We start from the raw sequence: 21,123 nt of genomic DNA on the forward strand, positions 1-21,123 counted from the left end.
GAACTGAATCATGGCATTAGAAGAATATGTAGGCGCAATCGTCCTGGAAGTGAACGGCGTCGAGCTGGAATGTACTGACCTGAAAGAAGATGTGCAAACCGGGCGAAAGCTGGTCAAGACCATGAACCGCACCGGTCGCGCCAAGGGGTTTTCGCGTGGTATTGCCGAGTACCAGGTAACGGTATCTGTGGTTATCCCACTCAATGGCGATCTGGACTGGGAAAGCCTGGAAGGCGTCAAAATCACCCAGTACCCGGTGAGTGGCAGCGGCGGTAAGCGTGTGTCGTTCCTGGACTGTTTCAGTACGCAGGTCGGCGCACAGTACACAGTTGATAACGAAGCGAAGCGGGACATTACGTTTAATGCGCTACGCCGTGTAGAGGAGTAATGAACATGGAAAAAGGTATGTTGATCCACGGCGTTGAGCTGGACGGCCAGCGCCGATTTGATTTTGCCGTTCGTCTGCCGGTGGTTGGCGACACCATCGCCGCACTGGAGGAAACGCAGGATGTAAAAGGCACGACGGCGGGTGCAGCGGCAGGAATGCATTACCGCGTCGGCATCCTGGCTCGCGTACTGACATTCGACGGTATTGAGAGCGATAAAATCACCACTGACCTGCTGTTAAACCAGCTATCAGATGAGGATTTCGATCTCATCGATGCGAGCGTATCGGCGGTTAAAAAAAAGCTGATGGGATTGAGGTCGCCCTCACAGGATACAGAGCAATCATCCTCGCCCTCGGACGCTACGGCATCACAAAACAGCAAATAGAAGCGATGAGCCGCGCCGAACTGGACGGCTACATCAATGCACTGGCCCGGTTGAACGGCAGAAAAGCGCCGTCAGCCGGGGATGCAAAACGCCACGCGAAGTCTCTGCGGCAAAAACCCAATCAGAAACGGAGAAAATAAATCATGGGTCGCTCACTCCAACTGGCGTTGACGATATTAACCCGTGACAACGGTTCAAAAGCGCTGCGTAAGGCGTTGGACGAGGCTGTTGCACGGACAAAGGCGGCAGAAAAAGCTGGTGATGACCTGGCGAAATCACAGCAGCAGAACAGTCAACAGGGGGTTCGTGCATCGCGTGCGTTGAGTAACGAATTCCAGCGAGCCAACAGCGCCCGCTCTACGCTCGGCATTCGTTCGGAGCGTGAGATTCAGCGAGAAATTCAGCAGACGATAGCCGCATACAGTCGCCTAACCCGGATGGGGGTGATGTCGTCGAGTGAACAGGCGCGTGCGTTCGATGCTATGACGCAGCGTGTCAGCAAATTACGCACAGAATTAAGCGGTGCGGCGCAGTCCATCGGTCGCATGGATCGCCTACGCAATATCGGGTCTAACGCGATGGCTATCGCGGGCGGTACAGCCGCAGTGAGCGCCGTTGTCGCGCAGCCGGTGCGCAATCAGATGGGCTACGAGCGCCGGCTCGCAATGATGGCAAATACCGCGTATGCCGATCAGGACGTCGAAGGACGGCGGGCGGGCATGAGCAGCATGGATACCCTGATTCGGCGCTCGGTCAAAGAAGGCGGCGGCACGAAGGAATCTGCGGCAGATACACTGGATAAATTTTTAGCGTCTGGTGTGGTTGATATGCAGTCAGCAGAGACGTTATTACCGCAAATTCAAAAATACTCAACGGCTACAGGTGCTAACCCTATCGATTTAGCCCAACTGGCGATTAGCCTAAAGGATGTATTCGGTATTGAAGATAAGGATATGGGGGCGGCACTGAACATGGCTATCGCTGCGGGTTCTGCGGGTTCATTTGAACTGGCTGACATGGCGAAATGGTTTCCGCAGCAGTTAGCCGCCGCCAGCAGTTTGGGTATGCGCGGGCTGGATGACTTTACCGTCCTGCTAGGAGCAAATCAGGCGTCAATGAAAACAGCAGGTAGTCCAGACCAGGCCGGAAACAATCTGGTGAACTTGCTGGCAAAAATCAATAGCCAGGATGCGGCAAATGCGGCATCACGAATAAAGATAAACGGCAAAGGCATTGATTTGTCGGGGACGCTAACGGCCGCCAGAGCCAAGGGTATGAACTCTCTTGATGCGTTCAATGGGTTGGTTGATCGTGTAGTTGCCAACGACCCTAAATATAGAGCGCTGGAGAAAAAATTACAGGCGACAACAAATGACGGTGACCGCAAACAGATTATTGAGTCTCAGAAAAAAATACTGGAAGGCTCGGCAATCGGGAAGATTATCGCCGATCAACAGGCGCTAATGGCACTGCTTGCGTATCGTGCCAATGGGGATTACATGAAGCAGGTTCGGGGAGAAGCTAATGCCCAGCGCACAGCCGAACCGGGACAAATGGCGGGAGATACGAGCTACGCACTGATAGCGGATACGAATGATTTCAAAACCGATCAGGTAAAAAATGCAGCCGATTTTGGCACGATGGATGCGGTTAAGCCGCTATCTGATGTGATTGGGCGGCTATCTGGTCTGATGACGGATTATGCCAACGAGTACCCCGGCCTGACAACGGCCGTATCGGGCGCAACAGTCGGTATTAAAGCGCTGGCCGCTGGCGCAGCGGCGGTTGCTGGTATTCGTATACTGACGGGCGGGAATGGGATTCCGGGTATTCCAGGGTTGGGCGGTGGCAAATCTGGCGGGTTTAATCCAGCCGATCTGGTTACTGGTGGAGGTAGCGGTACGCCCGTGCCGGTTTATGTTACGAACTGGCAGGATCAAGGTGATGGTGGTAGTGAGTTAGTGGATAAAGCCAGTAATCTGCCGGGTCCTGTCGGTGCAGCCGCAGCCCTAGCTTCAGTGGCTAAGGTGTTATACGACGAGACAGGTAAAAGACTAGATGAAATAAATAAAGAAGCTGATGCAAGGGGGGTTGGTCGTGGTGAATATCTTATGCAACGCAATAACGATGCAGAGCAAAATAAACAACCGCTAATCACCGTTGACGACATAAAAACCCGATTAAATGAGCAACGAGAACAACGCCGCAAAGAATCCGAAGAGGCGCTCGGACGGCTGAATACAGATAATTACAGCAGTGACCTGGAACGCATAAATGACTCGGCAAAAGCCGCGCCGGGTGTACTCGACGTGTGGGATGAGGTTAAGACCTGGTGGGCACGACCAACAACCATCGGCGCAGACGTAAACCCGGCAACGATGGGCGTGCCATCTTACTTACTACCGCAGCAACCGCAAAGCAACCAACCGATTCAGATAAATACAAAGGTCGAGCTGGATAGTCGTGTCATAGCCGAGGCCGTTAACGAAGTCAACAGCCAGCAAGCCACGCGTGGCTCGAACGGAGCATACTAATAATGGCCTGGGCAGATTCATTACAGGATGCGTCATTTCGTGGCGTGAAATTCGATGTGATCAACGCGCGGGACAGTGCGCAGCGTGACATGGCACAGCATGAATACCCGAACATCGACGGCGCAGACATTCAGGATTTAGGGTTAAAGCCGCACAACTCACAGATTCAAGCTGTTGTGTGGGGTGATGATTACGAAACCCGCCTCCAGTCGTTGCTGGAGGCACTGCGCAAGCCAGGTGCAGCGGAACTGATACACCCTGTTTTTGGTGCGATGCCGAACATGCTGGCGGCGGTGTTTCAGGTCAATCACGATGCGGATAATGTCAATTACTGCACTATCGATATTCAGTTTGTGCAGTCAAAAACGGGCAATCCGTTCTTTGTTAAAGACTATCCGCTCTCAAAAGCCGATGAGATTTTTAATCAGACCCAGGCGTTGATTGATAGCGCGAACGCGCTGCTTGACGATGTAACCAAGCCGCTCAGAACCGCACGAACGATGATGAATAAAGTGCGTGGTCTGGCAACCGGCGCATTAAATATCGTGACTATTTTTCGCAGCGAAATTAGCGGATTTATCAGCAGCACGACCGATTTTATCAATTTCCCTGCCGTGTTTTTCGGCGATCTACGTTCTGCGCTGTCACTCAAAACGGGGGCATCAAAGAGTTCGTTGCACTCTGCTTACGTGGGCGGCGGAACATCTGTATCTACTGCTGCCGCTGTTGCACCGGTATCGTTATCGGGCGTAGAGCAACAAGCTATCGCTACCACGAACTATGCATCGTCGCCCGCGGTCATCATGGCAGACTGGACAAGCACCCATGCCGCGCTGCTGTCTGTTCAGTCCATGCCTGTGGGGTTAGTCTCCGGCAGTATCGATGCGCCGGTTGATATGCCAGCACAGCTTGTCGATAGCGATATTGTCGAGTTAACCGCGATTGTCGCGGTGGCGGTCGCGATGGAAGCCGCAGAGGAAGCTGGCGCGGTGCTCAGTGACCCTGCGTTGACAGCGGTGTTAACCCCGCTCGACATTGAGAAAATCACTAATGAAACCCGGACGATGATACAGGCCGCGATTGATATCAATCGCGATGCGTATGCACCGGCGATGAATGAAATCAGCAGCAGTGCACAGCCTACAGGGTTGTCATATCAGCCGGTTATTGACCAGTTGGCCGCTATCGCGCTGACGGTTCAGGCACTGGCGGAAGCTGTCATCAACGAAAAGCCGCAACTGCTGCTGCGCACCGTCACTGCGCCAGGCAATCTGCATCTGGTTGCGCATCGCTGGTATAGCGACTACTCCCGCGCTACCGAACTGCAACGATTGAATCCGCAGCTGCGCGACGCGAACAACATTAATGTGGGGGATGTGCTGAATGCCTACGCAGAATAACCCCGCCACCGATAATGCCGCTGTGTCCGTCATTATCAATGGAAAAGCGCACACGGACTGGTCACGCTACCAGATTGACAGTGATTTTCTGATACCGGCTGACGCGTGGAGTGTCAGCCTGGGACTGCCCGACGGTAGGTTTCCTGCTGACGTTGTGCGCGGTGCGCCGGTGACGGTAAAAGTCGGTAGCGATACGGTGATGACTGGCCGCATTGACAGCGTGCAGCGCTCTGTTGCCCGCAGTGGTGTTACGCTGTCGCTGTCTGGTCGTGACGGTGCCGCTATCCTGGTTGACTGTGCTGCGCCAATACTGACCGCACGGCAGGTCGGACTGGATGACGTTGTTGCGCAGATTGTGCGCCCTCTCGGTATCACAAACATCCGCATTGAGGCGGAGAGCGCTATCCGCAGCGACAAAATCAGCGCGGAGCCTGGCGAACGGGCGTGGGACATGTTGTTGCGGGCGTGCGCCGGTCGCGGGCTGTGGCCGTGGTTCGCACCAGATGGAACGTTAATTATCGGTGGCCCGGATTACACGAAACAGCCTGTCGCATCGCTCATCATGCGTATGGACGGCAAAGGCAATAACGTGCTGTCGCTGTCTGATGCCAGTTCAATAGACAAATCGTTTTCCGAATTGACGGTGTTAGCGCAAAGCCACGCACATTCGGCATCCGGTTCGTCAACGGCGATTGTTGATGTAACCGACGATACGCCGATCAATATCGACACGGATACCGGCACGGCAGAAACCGGACAGCACGGCATGAGAGCAGTGGTCAAAGACCCGACTGTCAATTACTACCGACCGCAGGTGCTTGTTGTCGGTGATGCAGACAATCAGGAGCAAATCAACTATCGCGCCCGCAAAGCGCTGGCCGATGCGAAGCTGAACGGCTACAGCCTGACGGCGATTGTCCACGGCCACAGAACCTCAGACGGCGTGCTGTGGGAGCCAGGGCAACGTATTCACGTAACCAGTGAGTACCACGGTATTGATGCGGTGTATTTCCTGATGGGGCGTGAATTTAGCGGTGGTCGTCCGGGCGGCACAACCACCACGCTCCGCCTGAAAGAGGATGGCGTCTGGATACCGGATGCGTATCCGAGGAGGAAAAAACAACGTAAGCGCAAAGGTAGGGGGGAAACAGCAATTGTCGATGTGGCCTGATATTGAAAGACGCATTAACGGGGCGTTAAATCGCATTCGTCTGGCGTTCAGAACCCGTTTAACGCGGGTGAATAGCGCTGGTCCGTTGCAAACGTTCCAGGCTAAAGGATTGGCCGGGGAATCATTGCAGGACTGCGAGCTGTTCCAGCATTACGGGTTTACGTCAAATCCGCTGCCTGGTGCGGCTGCTATCGTGCTGCCGCTCGGTGGGAGAACGTCACACAGCATTGTGATAGCGACCGAGCACGCAACATATCGCCTCCAGTCGCTGAAGCCTGGCGAAGTTGCGCTCTATACCGATGAAGGCGCAAAAATCGTGCTCAAGCGTGGGCGTTTAATAGAAACGGACTGCGACGAGTTCCGCGTCAACTGCAAACAATTTGTTGTCAATGCGGAAGAAAAGGTGGATTTTAATACCCCGATGGTCACGGCCAGCGAGCAGGTAACGGCGCAAAGCCAAATCACCGGCAACGGTGGCATGTCGATCAAAGGTGGCGCTGGCGCATCGTTTGAAGGTAACGTCACGCAAACACGGGGCGATTATCAGACCAGTGGAAACGTCACGGCGGGCAACATTGCGCTCAACGGCCACAAGCATCACGGCGACTCTGGCGGCATGACCGGCCCCGCGATTCCATAACAACCAACTGAACCCCTTCCTCTTATTGATTGCCTCCCATGCTGCCATTCTGGCGGCATGGATAATTTACTGAACCCAACCACCGGCGATTACACCGGCACGACGACAACGACATTAGCCAATGCCGTTTATCTGCGCCTGATGACGCCATTAGGCGCGTACTGGGCTGACCCGTCATTAGGTTCAAAGCTGCATCTATTAGCGCGTGAAAAAGACGTTGCGCGGGTGCATAAGCTGGCGCAACAGTACGCCGCCGAAGCATTGCAGCCGATTGTTGACGATGGCCGTGCATCGGCTGTTTCCGTTTCTGCATCGGCGGGTAATCCAGGTTGGGTCGTGTTGCAAATCGAAGTCACAACGGCCGCGCAGCAAACACAAACGTTTAGACATCCGGTGAGAGTAAGCTGATGCCGCATATCACCCCATCGTTCGATGAAACCCGTAGTCGTTTATTGCGTGACCTGCAAAACCTGCGCCCGGATGCTGACATTAGCGCTGACAGTGATTTTTATGTCCGTGCATCGTCGGTAGCTAGTGCTGTAACCGGCATTTATCAGCATCAGGGTTGGATTGTCCGGCAGATTTTCCCCGACACGGCCGACACTGAGTTTCTAGAAATGCACTGCCGGTTACGTGATATTTCACGTAAAGCGGCCACTACGGCCACAGGTGAAATTACGGCGACCGGTGAAGTCGGCGCGGCCTGTCCCGTCGGGCAGATAATCAATCGCGGCAGCCTGTCATTCACGACTGCTGCGATTGGCACGGTGGGGACCGACGGCAAGGCGATCATTCCTGTTATTTCATCCACATCCGGTGCGGCGGGTAACACTACCGCGATTGCATCCGGGACGTTCTCCAGTGCGCCAGTTGGTTATGACAGCACGGTGAGCATCGGTCTGATGGGCGGCGGAACGGACAAAGAGACTGACGCTGAAATGCTGGCGCGTCTGCTTGAGTTGATCCGTCGCCCCCCGGCGGGCGGGAATAAGTACGATTACAAGCGCTGGGCGCTGAGCATTACCGGCGTTACCTCTGCATATGTCTACCCGCTACGCCGTGGTCTGGGAACGGTTGACGTAGTTATCACGTCGGCAAACGGCCTGCCGAGCGATGAAATCATTAATGCGGTGCAGACGTACATTGATGATGTGCGCCCGGTCACAGCAAAGAACACGATGATAATCGGCCCGACAATCAGGAATTTCAATATTGATGTGCGTGTATCACTGTCGGGCGTGTCACTGATTGAAGCAACGACTGCGATTAATAACGCGCTGACGGACTATATCAATACGCTGGCACCGGGTGAGCCGTTTATTCGCAGCCAGGCCGAAATGATTATTTCGCAATTATCCGGCGTGACTGACCGCAATATTATTTCCCCTGCGGCAAATATTTATCCGGCAGCGGATGAAAATAAAGTCGAGTGGCTGCGAATTGCCAATATTACGGTGTCGCTGCTATGAGCGAGTCAAAAACATTACTCGGTCTGTTATTACCGCCCGCCTCATATGATGCGACACAGCCTGTTATTGCGGCAGAGTTGGAGGCCGAAGGGAATGCCCTGGATGCCGCCAAGTTGCTGGCTAATCGCGTCCTCGGCGGCATCACGCCTGTCGCCGCACAAAGCCTCCTTGCCGACTGGGAGCGTGTCCTGGCTATCACACCGCTGGCTGAGAGTAGCTACCAGCAGCGGCTTGGTAATGTGCTGATAAAATTAGCAGAAACCGGCGGACTGAGTATTCCGTATTTCACACGTCTGGCGTCACGGCTCGGCTACACGATAACGATTGATGAGTTGCGGCCGTTCCGCACGGGTGTAAGCCGCTGCGGTGAGCAAATCATGCATCACGACGTTCTCTGGGCGTGGCGCGTTAATGTCACCGGAACACAGGTAAAAAAGTACCACTTCAGGACAGGGTTATCGGCAGTCGGTGAACGGCTGCTGTCATTCGGTGACACGGTTATTGAGTCGGTATTCAATGACCTGAAACCAGCCCACACATTTTGTTATTTCTCGTATCAGGAAGTCTGATTATGCAAAACCCAATGCCTCCGGTCGATACGCCCGATAAAGCGTTTCATGATGGCAACCCGTTAACAGGCGAGCTGGGAACGATTGTCACGGCGTTATTTATGAATAACGTGCAAGCCGCAATCAGAAATGTCCAGTCCGAGGTTATTTCTGTATTAGCCGATGCCGGCATTACTGTTGATCCGAATAAAACTGATCAGCTATTAGCGGCATTAAAAGTCACGTTTGCAACAAACACAAATGTTAACGGTCGTGTACCTGTTACGCGCAAGGTCAACGGTAAGGCATTGTCTGCTGATATTACCCTCACAGCGGGTGACGTCGGGGCGTTACCTGCCACAGGTACAGCGGTAGCCGCAACCAAACTAGCGACAGCACGCAAAATTGCTGGCGTTGCGTTTGATGGTACGGCTGATATTGCACTAACGGCTGAAAATGTCGGGCTGGAAACACAAACATCATCTACTGATGCGACGCTGAATAGAATCATGAGGCTGGCTGCAAATGGTCAGGGGGCGTTCGGATTAGGTGGGAATGCTGTCGCTATGCCTAGCGCCGCAGATGTCGCTGCGTATTTACGCACTGTACCTAGTGGGTTTTACAGTATCGTTCCATCAGCAAATGCTACTAACATGCCGCCAGGCTGGCGGGTTGATAACGCGTGGATATTCGAAACCATAAAAATCAACTCAACGCCGTTAATAGTGGTTCTAGCTACAAACGCAGGGAGTACGTTCGATGGAGTCGGTAGTGTTTTTTTTCGTGGCTATATTACTGGAAACTCAATTGCATGGGATAAATTTTGGACGGCGGGAAATTTAGCGAACCCGATGACGTTGGATGCTGCTCAAAACGTGGGTGGGGTTAAAACGTTCGGCGGGGGATCTTCTACCCCAATACGTCTAATGGCCCAGAGTCTTGGCAACCCTGTATTTATTCCGTTTTTTGATGCGGGCGGGGGAACAAGAAAGGGCTGGATTGGAAAGGGCTCGGCAAATAATGACACCATTACACTGCTAAATGACTCACCCGGCAGCAAAATTGAATTAAACCAAAATGGAAATGTTAATATTTTTGTGGGGACATCGGGTGGGGAGGTATATCAGGGTGAAAATCAGAGATTTTTGGTGCAAAACAGAAATGCAGTCGTAGACGCTAACGGTTCATGGGTTGTTCCCGGTAGTGCTGGCTCAGTATCGATTAACGACCTCGCAGGCATCCCACTGCCATACCCCGGTACTGTCGCTCCTACGGGCTGGCTGAAATGCAACGGGCAATCATTTGATAAAACTCTGTATCCAGTCTTAGCCTCACGATACCCATCTGGCGTATTGCCAGACCTACGCGGTGAATTCGTGCGCGGATGGGATGACGGGCGCGGTGTTGATGCTGGGCGGGCGCTGCTGTCAGCGCAGAGTGATGCAATCAGAAATATAACGGGAACATTTAACCCTGGCGGGAATGGCGTTGGTGCCGACCAAGGGCTGTTCACAACAGGAGATAGGCGATCATCAAACAGCGGTAGTGCTATTGACTCAGCTGAAATTACATTCGATGCCTCAAAAGTCGTCCCGACAGCTAACGAAAACCGTCCTCGCAACATCGCATTTAACTACATCGTGAGAGCAGCATAATGAGCAACTATTCAACACAAATCAAAAACGCAGAACTGAACGAACGCGGATTAGCTATCAACGCGGGCTGGATTACGGTTTATCACGTTAATCCGGTTACGCGTGAATATCAGAGCGCGAGTTATGAATACGTCATGCAGGGTATTGGTTTACCCGCAGACAGCTACGCAGACGAACCGGAATTACCCCCAATCGGTCAGGCGCTACGCCGCAGTGCTGGCGGTAAAGCATGGGAGCAGGTGCCGGACTATCGCGGCCAGACGGTCTACAGCACGGAAACGCGGCAGGTGCAGACGGTTACACAGTTTGGTGAATTGCCGGATAACGTCACATTGCTGGAACCGGCTACCGAATTCGACGTGTGGAACGGGAAAATGTGGGTGATCGACAAAGACGCGCAAGCCGCTGCCGCGCTAAAATCCGCACAGCAGGAGTTGGCTGCGCGCAAATCTGCTGCTACGGCACGCATCAACGAGCTGACTTATGCTGTTAACCTCGATATTGCGACCGATGAAGAGAGCGTCGCACTCACTGAATGGCAAAAATACGCGGTGCTGCTGAGCCGTGTTGATGTAAATAGTGCTGATATCGAGTGGCCAACTGCGCCGGATGCTGAATTGATCGCTGCCGCCGATCAATAATGCAAAATCGATCTGTATAAACGTTTATAGAATAGCCGACTCAGATGTCATTATGTTGTTGGTTTTAAAAATATAATGATATGTCAGGGAAAGCAAAGCCCACCAGCACAAACTGGTGGGCTTTTTATTTCACAAAGCCAAGAATTCGACTCATTTTGCACAATGTAAAATCATGAATTTCTTTCACTATAGCTCTATGCGAAATCATTTGTGATTCTATGCAAAAAAAAACGGCGCGGTACATTTTTCTGCACTTTTTTCTGCGGCTGCGGCTTTTCCTTTTGCGCTGCCGCCATCACTGGATTCGGCGCGGGCGCAAGCAACGGCACGTCCTGCGTCATTTTTTCTGGTTGAGCCGCCGCTTCTTGCGGCGTGGACAGCGTCTGCTGCGGGCCGACAGGTGCATCCTGAGGACTAGGCGTCGATTGCACGCTATCCGCCACCATTAACATCATGGCGGGCGGCGGCGCTTCAATGGAGGAATCAAGCGCATGGTAGCTAACCCAGATAATCAGCCCTGCGTGTAGCGCCAATGCCAGCAGCCAGCCGCTCCCCCAACGAACCGTCGTTGCGGGCTGAACCGTATTGTATTTCAGCGTCTGTGCAGCCATTAGCCTACAGCCCCTCGCCGTGGAGACAGGGCCAGAATTCCCAATGAATGGGGTTCCGAGGAGATCATCATGCGTTCTTCATCACATCGTTAGGTATAAAACAATCAACCGAGATAATAGTAGGTCGTTCAGTTGCGGGGATCGGGCAGAAAAAAAGTGAAAACAGCATAAAAAGTAATGTCATTGAATTTTGACAGGATATTTTATCGCGCAGCAATCTGAACCCAGTAGCGAGAGAAATAACGTACCTGTACAGGAAGCGCCTCTACCAGCGCTGCTAAAATATTATCGGTATCAGACAGCGGGAATACACCGGAAAACCGCAGGCTTTCCACCTCCGGCTGGCAACGAATGACACCGCTGCGATAACGGCTCAGTTCATCAACAAAATCCACCAGACGCTGATTATCCGCCAGCAGCTGTCCTTTCACCCAGGCAGGCTCAGCCGTTGCCGTCTCGATCTGGCCGCAGCCCTGCGTGGTGAACGTCGCCGTCTGTCCGCTTTTTACCACTTGTCCATCCTGACCGTTCTGCTGCGGATGAAGCCTTACCGCACCGTCATACACCGCCACCTGCGTGTGTTCATCCTGCACTCGCAGGCTGAAGCGCGTACCCAGCGCCTGCACTTTTCCCTGCGCCGTCGTCACAATGAAAGGACGCGGATACAACGCGGCCTTCTCCGCCTGACCGGTTTCGATCATCACTTCACCACGAATCAGCGTGAGCTGGCGTAGATCGTCACCGTAGGCCACATTCAGCGCCGTCTGCGTATTCAGTAGCAGCGTCGTGCCATCATCCAATACCGCATGGCGCTGTTCGCCCACCTGCGTCTGGTAATCTGCCGTCAACGACTGCCAGAGGTCGGTGCGCGATCCGGCCACGCCAGCGCCTCCGGTCAGGCAGAGTATCACCAGCGCTTTGAGTACACTACGGCGCTGCATACCGTTAAGCGTCGACAGGCTTTGGTGTGCTGCCCGTGCGTTAAGCTGACCCAGATTGGCACATACGGATTCGATATGCTGCCACGCCTGTTCGTTATCCGGCGAGGCTTTCCGCCAACGCTGCCACTCGCGGCGATCCTGTTCCGTGACGTTGTCGGACATCAGTTGCGTCAGCCATGCCACCGCTTCACGCGCGCTGTCTGGCTGAATCGGCTGACCCTGTCTGTCCCGATAAAACGTGCGATCGTTCATAGCGGCAGCGCAAAGAAACACTGGAGGTTGGCGCGTTGCAGATACTGTTTCACCGAACTACTGGAAACCCGCAAGCGTTCGGCGATATCGCTGTAGCGCATGCCGTGGAGGTGCGCCAGCAGAAACGCTTCTCTGACCGGTGCTGGCAGGCCATCCAATGCGGCATCAAGCTGTTCAAGAATTTCGAGGGTAAGCAGACGTGTTTCTGGAGATGGCATACAGGCATCCGGCTGCGTGCTCAAGACATCCAGATAGGCATCTTCAATCTTTTTACGACGATAATGATTGGCGACCAAACGGCGGGCCACGGTAGCCAGAAACGGGCGCGGCTGGCGAATCGTGAGCAGTTCCGGGTTCATCAGCACGCTAAGGAACGTATCTTGAGCAAGATCTTCCGCATGCTGGGCGCAGTCCAGTTTATGGCGCAGCCAGTTACACAGCCAGCGGTGGTGATCGAAATAGAGCTGTTGGGCAAAGTCATTAACGCTGGCCGTCGCTTTCCTCACCATCGAACTTTACCCCAGAGCGCTATTTAAACAATAAGAATGATAATCGTTCTTATTTATGTTTTTTCCCTCTGACTGTCAAGTTCCTAAACGAAAATTATTCAAATTTGCTGAATTTGCATTACGCCCATGCAACATTCCCTCGCTAACGGGGCGGCAAGACTATCCGCCCCGAGCACCGCTATCAGAAACGCTGTAACACGCTGATTTTTACGTTACGTCCTACGCCGGATACGGATTCGCCCAGATACGGGTAATAATCGGTATTCAGCAGGTTATCGACCGTCACACGCGCCTCAAACCCTTTTATCGTCTGCGGCTGCCAGTTGGCAAACAGGCCATGCAGCACGTATCCCTTCGTCTTCGGTAACGCCCAGCCAGAAGCCAGCGGGTCGCCGTCAGTAGGTGAACGATCCTGCTTGCGCACAAAATCTCCCGTCCAGCCTACGGCCATATCCAGACTCGGAATTTTGGTACCCAGCGTGGCGTGTGCTGTCGTCGGTGGGATTTCAGCAATCCAGGTTTTATTGCCCCACGGGTTACGCGGTGACGCATCGCGCTCGCCGCGAATGGAAGAGAAGGACAGGCTGCCAAACAGCCAGCGGCTGTCGTAGAAGGATTCAATCTCAACCCCTTCGATAGTATACCCCGACAGATTACGATAAACCGACAGCGGTCCGGCACAGGATGAATTGCTGCCTGTCTGGGAAGATGCCTCGCAATAAACACCAGTGCGTTTGAAAATTTCGTTTTTACCGCGGTTACGGAACAACGTGGTACGAATTTGCAGACTGTCCTCTTCCAACATTAGATTATTGAAGTCCAGAATCGCCCCCAGTCGAACTCCTTTAATGCTTTCCACTTGCAGGTCACGGCTGCTTCCGGGTACGCCAGAGGACGCAGACTGCACTTCGTACTGTTCATCAATGACAGGGGCACGCCAGGTTCGGCTGGCATCAGCAAATAGCGAGAGGTTATCCGTCGCCTTCCACAACGCGCCAATACGCGGCGACCAGCCGGTATAGGTCACGCTGCTGTAGTCATGCCCCGCGGCCGGAATGCTGCTGTTATAACGTGGTGCAGCATTAGGTTTCCCCGTATTCGTCACATGGTCATAGCGCACGCCCGGCGTGATCGTCACGCTACCCAGCGTCACAGCGTCCTGCACATACAAACTACGCGTTTCCTGCTCACCAGCCGGCATGTAGTAAGGCTGGAAATAGCCATAGTTATACTCGGCGCTGTTCTTGCCGGACGGATAGTAAATCAGCGTGTCACGCTTATGCTGATGCCAGCGCATTCCCACCAGCAGCTTATGGTCGAATGGCCCCGTCGTGAACTGGCTTTCATTGCTGACTTCCGCGAGCTGATCTTTATAGCTTACCCAGCTTTCATTCCCCAGCGTGCCCAGATAGCTACTCTGTGAAGCTGAATCAGGGCGTCGGTCATGCTGTTCGGTTTTTGAGGTGGCAAATGACGCCGTCAGATTCAGCCACGGCTGATCCTCCGGTGCAATATTCCATTTCAGCGAGTAGTTTTTATCGACCTGATCGCGGTAGACCAGCTTACGCCGCCAGGCTTCTTCCCAACCGTAGCGAGTGATTTCCGCCTGTGTCGGTGCGGCCATATCGTCACGCTTAGCGGCAAACGGCTGCCAGCCGTCAGATTCAGAGCGCATCGCGGAGAGCGTCAGCGTCTGAGCATCCGTCAGGTAGATGTTGGTCTTCAGCAGGTAGGACGCCATATCGCTGGTGGAGTAGACAAAGCGCGTACCATCAGGACGTTCGATGTTGTCGCCATCACGCTTGCTCATATAGAGCAGGCCGTCAGCCATCCCCTCTTCCGTACGCCCATACAGCGCGCCGCTGTAGATATTTTGCCGATCGTTGGTGTGATAGCTGTATTTGGCCATCCCGCCGAAATTTTCTCCCGGCAGCAGCAGATCGCTGGCGTCTTTGGTATCAACGTGAATGGTGCCGCCGAAGCCGCCGTTACCGCTACGAATATCATGCGGCCCTTTATCGACATCGATCCGCTTAATCAGCTCAGGCTCAATAAATACCGAGCCCTGACGGTATTTTTCAAAGCCTTTTGGCGCGCCGTCGAGTACGACTTTGACATCTTCCATATCGCCCATGCCCCAGATATTCAGGCTCTGCCCACCCGGTCGAGGAGAACCCGCCATCGACACGCCGGGGAGTTTATCGAGCAGGCTGGCAATATTATCAGCCTGCACGCGGTCAACATCGGCCTGACGCAGCACGGAACGTCCGGCTGCGGCGCTGTCCGATGTGCCGCCAACCACCGAGAGCGTCGGGATCATCAGGCTGCCGTCGCTACCCTCAGCGGCAAGCGCGGATTCCAGCCGATAGCCCCTGGCCGTCTGTACCGCACTCAGTCCTGTCCCAGCCAGCGCGGCCGCAAAAGCGGCCTGCACGGTGTAGGTTCCCTGCACGCTCCCGCTGGTTTTATTCTGTGTTTGATCGGGAGAAAACGTGAGAATGACATTGGCGCGGCTGGCGATAGCCTGCAACGTGGTCCCTAGCGGCCCCGCCGGAATAGAAAACATTATTGTCGGTGCCGTAGCAGCAGTGGCAGTTTCCGCTGCCAACGCCGGGCTGGCCGCTCCAGCACTCCATATCAACACGCCAGACAGTGCCAGATGCACTGCCCGCGCCACCGTGAAGGCGGGTTTATGCGCGATGCGCCCGCCATTATGATTATTTATCGCCATTGTCATTCCCCTGAAATATTGAAAAAAAAGACACATCAGGTAGGTCACGCGAAAAACAAAATCGGGCAGAAAAATAGCAAAAATTTTCGGGAGAAAGCATTTAGCACGGCGTTAACGATGATGTTCAGGTAACGCATGGCGCTTATTTATGGCGGCAAAACGCACCTTTGGTCATGAGCGATACCCCTCCGCCATTGATTTTCACAGCGCTTGACCTCATCTTAGTGATTAATCCGCAGTAGATATCCGCCTTGCCGGCCTTTATTCAACAGATTCCACTTACCGGCAACGAGATCACCCACAATTATCAGGACGGCACCATGACGAATCCATTACTGACCTCATTTACCCTGCCCCCGTTCTCCAGTATCAAAACGGAAGATATTGTCCCTGCTGTGAAATCCGCGCTGGATGAATGCCGCGAGACGGTAGAACGCGTGGTGGCGCAAGCGGAGCCGTTTACATGGGATAATCTGTGCCAACCGCTGGCGGACAGCGACGATCGCCTTGGCCGTATCTTCTCACCCATCGGCCACCTGAACGCGGTGAAGAACAGCCCAGAGCTGCGTGCTGTTTATGAAGAATGTCTGCCGCTGCTGTCCGAGTACAGTACCTGGGTCGGCCAACATGCCGGGCTGTATCAGGCTTACCGCAACCTGCGTGACGGCGAACAGTACACCGCACTGAGCGTGGCACAGAAGAAATCTGTTGATAACGCGCTGCGCGATTTTGAACTGTCCGGTATCGGACTGTCGCCGGAAAAACAGAAACGCTACGGTGAAATCTCTGCTCGTCTGTCCGAACTCGGTTCGCAATACAGCAACAACGTGCTGGATGCCACCATGGGCTGGAGCAAGCTGATTACCGACGTCGCCGAGCTGGATGGCATGCCGGAAAGCGCACTGGCAGCGGCCAAAGCGCAGGCAGAAGCGAAAGAACAAGAGGGCTGGCTGCTGACGCTGGATATCCCAAGTTATCTGCCGGTGATGACCTACTGTACCAATCAGGCGCTGCGCGAAGAGATGTACCGCGCCTACGGCACGCGCGCGTCCGATCAGGGGCCAAACGCGGGCAAATGGGACAACAGTGAGGTGATGGAGGAAGCGTTGGCGCTGCGCCACGAGCTGGCACAACTGCTGGGCTTCGATAGCTATGCGCACAAGTCGCTAGCAACCAAAATGGCGGAAAACCCGCAGCAGGTACTCGATTTCCTGACCGATCTGGCGAAACGCGCCCGTCCACAGGCTGAAGAAGAACTCGCGCAGCTGCGTGCCTTCGCCAAAGAACGCTACGGCGTAGATGAATTGCAGGCCTGGGATATTACCTACTACAGCGAACAGCAGAAACAGCATCGGTATTCCATCAGCGATGAGCAGCTTCGTCCGTACTTCCCGGAAGAACGCGCGGTGAACGGCCTGTTCGAAGTGGTTAAACGTATCTACGGCATCACTGCCAAAGAGCGTAAAGACGTCGATGTATGGCACCCGGACGTTCGCTTCTTCGATCTGTTCGATGAAAGCGGCGAACTGCGCGGCAGCTTCTACCTCGATTTATACGCTCGTGAAAACAAACGCGGCGGAGCCTGGATGGATGACTGCGCGGGTAAACTGCGTAAAGGCAACGGCGAACTACAAAAACCGGTCGCCTATCTGGTCTGTAACTTCAACCGTCCGGTCAACGGCAAACCCGCGCTGTTCACCCACGACGAAGTCACCACGCTGTTCCACGAATTCGGTCACGGCCTGCACCACATGTTGACCCAGATCGATACCGCCGGTGTCGCGGGCATCAATGGCGTGCCGTGGGATGCGGTCGAACTGCCAAGCCAGTTCATGGAAAACTGGTGCTGGGAACCTGAAGCACTGGCCTTTATCTCCGGCCACCACGAAACCGGTGAACCGCTGCCACAAGAACTGCTGGAGAAGATGCTGGCGGCGAAGAACTATCAGGCTGCGCTGTTCATTCTGCGCCAACTGGAATTCGGCCTGTTCGATTTCCGCCTGCATGCTGAGTTTGATCCTGCGAAAGGCGCACAGATTCTGCCGACGCTGGCTGAAATCAAAGCGCAGGTGGCCGTGGTGCCGAGCCCAAGCTGGGGCCGCTTCCCACATGCCTTCAGCCACATCTTCGCAGGCGGTTATGCCGCAGGCTACTACAGCTACCTGTGGGCCGATGTGCTGGCGGCGGATGCCTACTCCCGCTTCGAGCAAGAAGGTATCTTCAACCGTGAAACCGGTCAGTCATTCCTAGATAACATCCTGACGCGTGGCGGTTCCGAAGAGCCGATGGAGCTGTTCAAACGCTTCCGTGGCCGTGAACCGCAGTTGGATGCCATGCTTGCGCATTACGGCATCAAAGGATGAGCATCTGCTTAATCGCAGAAGAAGGCGCCGATAGTGGCGCCTTATCTTCTCTGGCCGCACGCTGGGGGCTGGTTTCCGATCCCGATGCGGTCATGGCGCTGGTGCTGACAGCGGAACGTCTGGAACTGCGCAAGCAGGATGAACCGAAGCTCGGCGCTATCTTCGTTGATTTCGTTGCTGGGACGATGGCACATCGCCGTCGCTTTGGCGGCGGACGCGGCGAGGCTGTCGCTAAAGCCGTGGGTATCAAAAAAGATTACCTGCCGGATGTCGTGGATGCGACGGCCGGACTAGGACGCGATGCCTTTGTGCTGGCAGCATTAGGCTGTCACGTACGCATGGTGGAGCGCAATCCGGTGGTTGCAGCCCTGCTGGACGACGGATTGCAACGTGGTTATCAGGACGCAGAGATTGGCCCGTGGCTACGGGAGCGGCTGACGCTGCTGCACGCGTCGAGTATGACCGCGCTGCGCGATATCACGCCGCCACCGGATGTGGTTTATCTCGACCCGATGTTTCCACACAAACAAAAGAGCGCGCTGGTGAAGAAAGAGATGCGGGTATTTCAGTCGCTGGTGGGTGCGGATGACGACGCCGATGCGCTGCTGGAACCCGCACGCGCGCTGGCGAAAAAACGCGTCGTGGTGAAGCGACCAGACTATGCGCCGCCGCTGGCCGGCGTGCCAGCACAGTCCATGCTGGAAACCAAAAGCCATCGCTTCGACTTCTATCTTCCTGCCTGACCCCTCGCCGCTGCGTCGATAAGCGCACCGGCGACTAGAAACTTAGCCTGCTTCGCATTTCCAGTGTCATATTTGCAAAGTCTGTAGCACAAATGGGAAGCAACTCGCATAATTTCGCGCTATCACCTTTTATGACACTAAGATGACATAATGAAAAAAACGCTTCTGTCACTTCTGCTTTGTTTGAGTACTTCTGCTATGGCCGCTCAAGAACCCGTCAATATTACGATTCTGGGGACATCAGACCTGCATGGCACCTTTGTTCCCTGGGATTACGCCACCGACACCGCCAACATGGCTGGCAGCCTGAGTCAGATCGCCACACAGGTGCATAAAGTCCGTGCGCAGCAGCCGAATGTGATTCTGGTTGATGCGGGCGACACCATTCAGGGCAACTTTGTCGAAACCTTCAAAAATGACAAAACCAGCCCGATGATTCTTGGTTTTAACGCCATGAATTATGACGTCTGGGTCATGGGTAACCACGAGTTCGATTTCGGCCTGAACGTACTTTCCACCTCGCTTGATCAGTTCAACGGCACCGCGCTGGCGGGCAACATTTTTTGGGAAAGCGGTAAACCTTACTTACCCGCCTATAAGATTGTCGAACGGCAGGGCGTGAAGATTGGCATCATCGGTATGGATACGCCGATGACCGCGGAATTCGCCAAGGGCACCGATCGCGTGAAAGGGCTGAACTTTACCGATCCCGTCGGGGCGGTAAAAACCGTTATCCAGCAAATCCACGGCAAAGTGGATGCCATCGTGCTGGTCGCCCATATGGGAATCGATAACGAAAACCAACGACCGGGTACTGGCGTCGGCGATATTGCCCGTGCGAACCCTGAATTAGCCGCCATCGTCGCGGGTCATATGCACGTAAAAGTGGATAAAGAGGTGATTAATGGCGTGATCGTCACCGAACCGGACAGATATGGCCGCGCACTGTCGCGCATCGATTTGCAGTTTGAGCAGCAGAACGGTAAGTACGTGCTGATCAACAAAGACAGCTATACCTATTCGATTAAGGACGTGGATTCTGACCGCAAGATGGAAGACATCTACGAGCCTTATCACAATACCCTGCGCGCCAACGCCAACCGTCCGATCGCGCAGCTCCTCGGGCACGATCTGGTGCCGCAAGATGCCGTGAAAGGAATTCCTCAGGTACACGTACAGGACACCGGCATCAGCGCCCTGTTTCAGGAAGCCAGCCGTCATTACGCCCCTAAAGCGCAGATCATCGCGCTGCAAATTGATAACGATAAGCCCAAGCTGAATGTCGGCACCATCGCCGCGAAGGACATTGCCTTTAACTATCAATACGCTGGCGGCGAGATCACGGTTTATCAGCTCACCGGAAAAGAGCTGAAGAAATACATGGAATGGTCAGCGGGTTACTTCAACCCGTTGCAGGACGGCGATGTGACTTACAGCTTCAATCCGCAGCGTCGTGCGTCCAAGTATTCCACCAATGATTTCTTCGACGGCGTGACGTACACCATCGATCTGACGAAACCCGCCGGGCAGCGCATCACCGACCTGAAACTGAATAACGGGATGCGGGTTACCGACAAGATGCCGATTCGTCTGGGTATGAACAGCTACCGCATGGGCCACCTGACGCAGAAAGGCGGCGTACTGGAAGGCATGCAGTTCCCAGTGCTGTCGGATACCAAAGCGGAATATGGCGAAGAGGCAGGCACGATTCGTAACCTAACCATCCGTTATCTGACTGAGGTGAAAAAAGGCCAGTACGAAGGTACTGTGCCGCAGCGCTGGAAACTGGCGGGATTGCAGGGCTATGAGCGCGAACGCCACATCGTCGAATCGCTGCTCAACAGCGGAAAAATCAGCGTGCCGACGTCAGACGATGGCCGCTACAGCAACGTACAATCCATCAACGTGAAATCGTTACTGCTGCCGGATGCCACACAGCGGGAGAAACGCGTGGCGGAACTGACGCAACAACGCGACAGCGCCACCAACGCGTTAACCAAACAGCGGCTGAACGATCGGCTGACGATTATCGCGGCGATTAACTAACCGATACCTTGCGGGAATCTGGGTAGTAGACAAAGTGCAGCGGTGATAATGGATAGATCGTAAAGACGCTGCAAGTACATCCCTGTAAGCTCGAG

Annotated in this window: 18 protein-coding genes; 14 read left to right on the forward strand and 4 right to left on the reverse strand. The window is 54.3% G+C overall.

Annotation, left to right across the window (positions count from 1 at the left end):
- The first annotated feature begins 10 nt into the window (after nt 1–10).
- The 11 genes from EO763_RS21975 (at nt 11) to EO763_RS22030 (ending at nt 10,832) form a co-directional block, all read left to right on the forward strand.
- Nucleotides 11–388, forward strand: coding sequence for a phage tail protein (locus EO763_RS21975; RefSeq protein ID WP_161530224.1), 378 nt, complete (start codon nt 11–13; stop codon nt 386–388).
- 5 nt (nt 389–393) lie between these two features.
- Nucleotides 394–774 (forward strand): hypothetical protein, encoded by a 381-nt coding sequence (locus tag EO763_RS21980; protein WP_161530225.1) that lies wholly within the window; start codon nt 394–396, stop codon nt 772–774.
- Between the two features lie 143 nt (nt 775–917).
- Nucleotides 918–3,308: a phage tail tape measure protein gene (locus EO763_RS21985; protein ID WP_244322029.1), complete on the forward strand. Its 2,391-nt coding sequence runs from the start codon at nt 918–920 to the stop codon at nt 3,306–3,308.
- A 2-nt stretch (nt 3,309–3,310) separates the two neighbouring features.
- Nucleotides 3,311–4,708, forward strand: a complete 1,398-nt coding sequence (locus EO763_RS21995) for a DNA circularization protein (protein ID WP_161530226.1) — start codon at nt 3,311–3,313, stop codon at nt 4,706–4,708.
- Nucleotides 4,692–5,879, forward strand: a complete 1,188-nt coding sequence (locus EO763_RS22000) for a phage baseplate assembly protein (RefSeq protein ID WP_161530227.1) — start codon at nt 4,692–4,694, stop codon at nt 5,877–5,879. The genes EO763_RS21995 and EO763_RS22000 overlap by 17 nt, the downstream gene beginning before the upstream one ends.
- Nucleotides 5,869–6,519: a phage baseplate assembly protein V gene (locus EO763_RS22005; RefSeq protein ID WP_161530228.1), complete on the forward strand. Its 651-nt coding sequence runs from the start codon at nt 5,869–5,871 to the stop codon at nt 6,517–6,519. The genes EO763_RS22000 and EO763_RS22005 overlap by 11 nt, the downstream gene beginning before the upstream one ends.
- A 57-nt stretch (nt 6,520–6,576) precedes the next feature.
- Nucleotides 6,577–6,927, forward strand: coding sequence for a phage GP46 family protein (locus EO763_RS22010; protein ID WP_161530229.1), 351 nt, complete (start codon nt 6,577–6,579; stop codon nt 6,925–6,927).
- On the forward strand, nt 6,927–7,988 hold the full coding sequence (locus tag EO763_RS22015) for a baseplate J/gp47 family protein (protein ID WP_161530230.1): 1,062 nt from the start codon (nt 6,927–6,929) through the stop codon (nt 7,986–7,988). Before EO763_RS22010 ends, EO763_RS22015 begins: the two co-directional genes overlap by 1 nt.
- Nucleotides 7,985–8,557, forward strand: coding sequence for a YmfQ family protein (locus tag EO763_RS22020; RefSeq protein WP_161530231.1), 573 nt, complete (start codon nt 7,985–7,987; stop codon nt 8,555–8,557). Before EO763_RS22015 ends, EO763_RS22020 begins: the two co-directional genes overlap by 4 nt.
- Nucleotides 8,558–8,559: 2 nt before the next feature.
- Complete coding sequence (locus tag EO763_RS22025; RefSeq protein WP_244322030.1) at nt 8,560–10,191, forward strand: phage tail protein; 1,632 nt, start codon at nt 8,560–8,562, stop codon at nt 10,189–10,191.
- Complete coding sequence (locus EO763_RS22030; protein ID WP_161530232.1) at nt 10,191–10,832, forward strand: tail fiber assembly protein; 642 nt, start codon at nt 10,191–10,193, stop codon at nt 10,830–10,832. Before EO763_RS22025 ends, EO763_RS22030 begins: the two co-directional genes overlap by 1 nt.
- 194 nt (nt 10,833–11,026) lie before the next feature.
- On the opposite strand, the gene EO763_RS22035 is transcribed toward EO763_RS22030, so the two are convergent.
- The 4 genes from EO763_RS22035 to EO763_RS22050 all read right to left on the reverse strand — a co-directional run bounded on the left by EO763_RS22035 (nt 11,027) and on the right by EO763_RS22050 (nt 15,876).
- Nucleotides 11,027–11,443: a hypothetical protein gene (locus tag EO763_RS22035; RefSeq protein WP_244322031.1), complete on the reverse strand. Its 417-nt coding sequence runs from the start codon at nt 11,441–11,443 to the stop codon at nt 11,027–11,029.
- 203 nt (nt 11,444–11,646) lie between these two features.
- On the reverse strand, nt 11,647–12,636 hold the full coding sequence (locus EO763_RS22040; RefSeq protein WP_161530233.1) for a FecR domain-containing protein: 990 nt from the start codon (nt 12,634–12,636) through the stop codon (nt 11,647–11,649).
- Nucleotides 12,633–13,145: a sigma-70 family RNA polymerase sigma factor gene (locus EO763_RS22045; protein WP_010296516.1), complete on the reverse strand. Its 513-nt coding sequence runs from the start codon at nt 13,143–13,145 to the stop codon at nt 12,633–12,635. Before EO763_RS22045 ends, EO763_RS22040 begins: the two co-directional genes overlap by 4 nt.
- A gap of 181 nt (nt 13,146–13,326) precedes the next feature.
- Nucleotides 13,327–15,876 carry a TonB-dependent hemoglobin/transferrin/lactoferrin family receptor gene (locus tag EO763_RS22050; protein WP_161530234.1) on the reverse strand — a complete coding sequence of 850 codons (2,550 nt, stop codon included), beginning with the start codon at nt 15,874–15,876 and terminating at the stop codon, nt 13,327–13,329.
- Nucleotides 15,877–16,196: 320 nt separating this feature from the next.
- Here EO763_RS22050 and prlC point away from each other — a divergent pair, with 320 nt between their 5' ends.
- The 3 genes from prlC (at nt 16,197) to EO763_RS22065 (ending at nt 21,028) form a co-directional block, all read left to right on the forward strand.
- On the forward strand, nt 16,197–18,239 hold the full coding sequence (gene prlC / locus EO763_RS22055; protein WP_161530235.1) for an oligopeptidase A: 2,043 nt from the start codon (nt 16,197–16,199) through the stop codon (nt 18,237–18,239).
- Nucleotides 18,236–18,982, forward strand: coding sequence for a 16S rRNA (guanine(1516)-N(2))-methyltransferase RsmJ (gene rsmJ / locus EO763_RS22060; RefSeq protein WP_103862845.1), 747 nt, complete (start codon nt 18,236–18,238; stop codon nt 18,980–18,982). The genes prlC and rsmJ overlap by 4 nt, the downstream gene beginning before the upstream one ends.
- A 150-nt stretch (nt 18,983–19,132) precedes the next feature.
- A complete protein-coding gene (locus EO763_RS22065) occupies nt 19,133–21,028 on the forward strand; it encodes a bifunctional metallophosphatase/5'-nucleotidase (protein WP_161530236.1) in 1,896 nt (631 codons plus the stop codon).
- Nucleotides 21,029–21,123: the final 95 nt, after the last annotated feature.

Origin of the sequence: Pectobacterium odoriferum, assembly GCF_009931295.1 — a bacterium.
Lineage (GTDB): Bacteria > Pseudomonadota > Gammaproteobacteria > Enterobacterales > Enterobacteriaceae > Pectobacterium > Pectobacterium odoriferum.

Excerpts from the sequence above, each read along its gene's own strand:
- rsmJ (WP_103862845.1), top strand. The coding sequence starts at position 18,236 with ATGAGCATCTGCTTAATCGCAGAAGAAGGCGCCGATAGTGGCGCCTTA.
- EO763_RS22005 (WP_161530228.1), top strand. The coding sequence starts at position 5,869 with ATGTGGCCTGATATTGAAAGACGCATTAACGGGGCGTTAAATCGCATT.
- EO763_RS21995 (WP_161530226.1), top strand. The coding sequence starts at position 3,311 with ATGGCCTGGGCAGATTCATTACAGGATGCGTCATTTCGTGGCGTGAAA.
- EO763_RS21985 (WP_244322029.1), top strand. The coding sequence starts at position 918 with ATGGGTCGCTCACTCCAACTGGCGTTGACGATATTAACCCGTGACAAC.
- EO763_RS21975 (WP_161530224.1), top strand. The coding sequence starts at position 11 with ATGGCATTAGAAGAATATGTAGGCGCAATCGTCCTGGAAGTGAACGGC.
- EO763_RS22010 (WP_161530229.1), top strand. The coding sequence starts at position 6,577 with ATGGATAATTTACTGAACCCAACCACCGGCGATTACACCGGCACGACG.
- EO763_RS22040 (WP_161530233.1), bottom strand. The coding sequence starts at position 12,636 with ATGAACGATCGCACGTTTTATCGGGACAGACAGGGTCAGCCGATTCAG.
- EO763_RS22020 (WP_161530231.1), top strand. The coding sequence starts at position 7,985 with ATGAGCGAGTCAAAAACATTACTCGGTCTGTTATTACCGCCCGCCTCA.
- EO763_RS22025 (WP_244322030.1), top strand. The coding sequence starts at position 8,560 with ATGCAAAACCCAATGCCTCCGGTCGATACGCCCGATAAAGCGTTTCAT.
- EO763_RS22015 (WP_161530230.1), top strand. The coding sequence starts at position 6,927 with ATGCCGCATATCACCCCATCGTTCGATGAAACCCGTAGTCGTTTATTG.
- EO763_RS22030 (WP_161530232.1), top strand. The coding sequence starts at position 10,191 with ATGAGCAACTATTCAACACAAATCAAAAACGCAGAACTGAACGAACGC.
- EO763_RS22000 (WP_161530227.1), top strand. The coding sequence starts at position 4,692 with ATGCCTACGCAGAATAACCCCGCCACCGATAATGCCGCTGTGTCCGTC.
- EO763_RS22050 (WP_161530234.1), bottom strand. The coding sequence starts at position 15,876 with ATGGCGATAAATAATCATAATGGCGGGCGCATCGCGCATAAACCCGCC.
- prlC (WP_161530235.1), top strand. The coding sequence starts at position 16,197 with ATGACGAATCCATTACTGACCTCATTTACCCTGCCCCCGTTCTCCAGT.
- EO763_RS22065 (WP_161530236.1), top strand. The coding sequence starts at position 19,133 with ATGAAAAAAACGCTTCTGTCACTTCTGCTTTGTTTGAGTACTTCTGCT.
- EO763_RS22035 (WP_244322031.1), bottom strand. The coding sequence starts at position 11,443 with ATGGCTGCACAGACGCTGAAATACAATACGGTTCAGCCCGCAACGACG.
- EO763_RS21980 (WP_161530225.1), top strand. The coding sequence starts at position 394 with ATGGAAAAAGGTATGTTGATCCACGGCGTTGAGCTGGACGGCCAGCGC.
- EO763_RS22045 (WP_010296516.1), bottom strand. The coding sequence starts at position 13,145 with ATGGTGAGGAAAGCGACGGCCAGCGTTAATGACTTTGCCCAACAGCTC.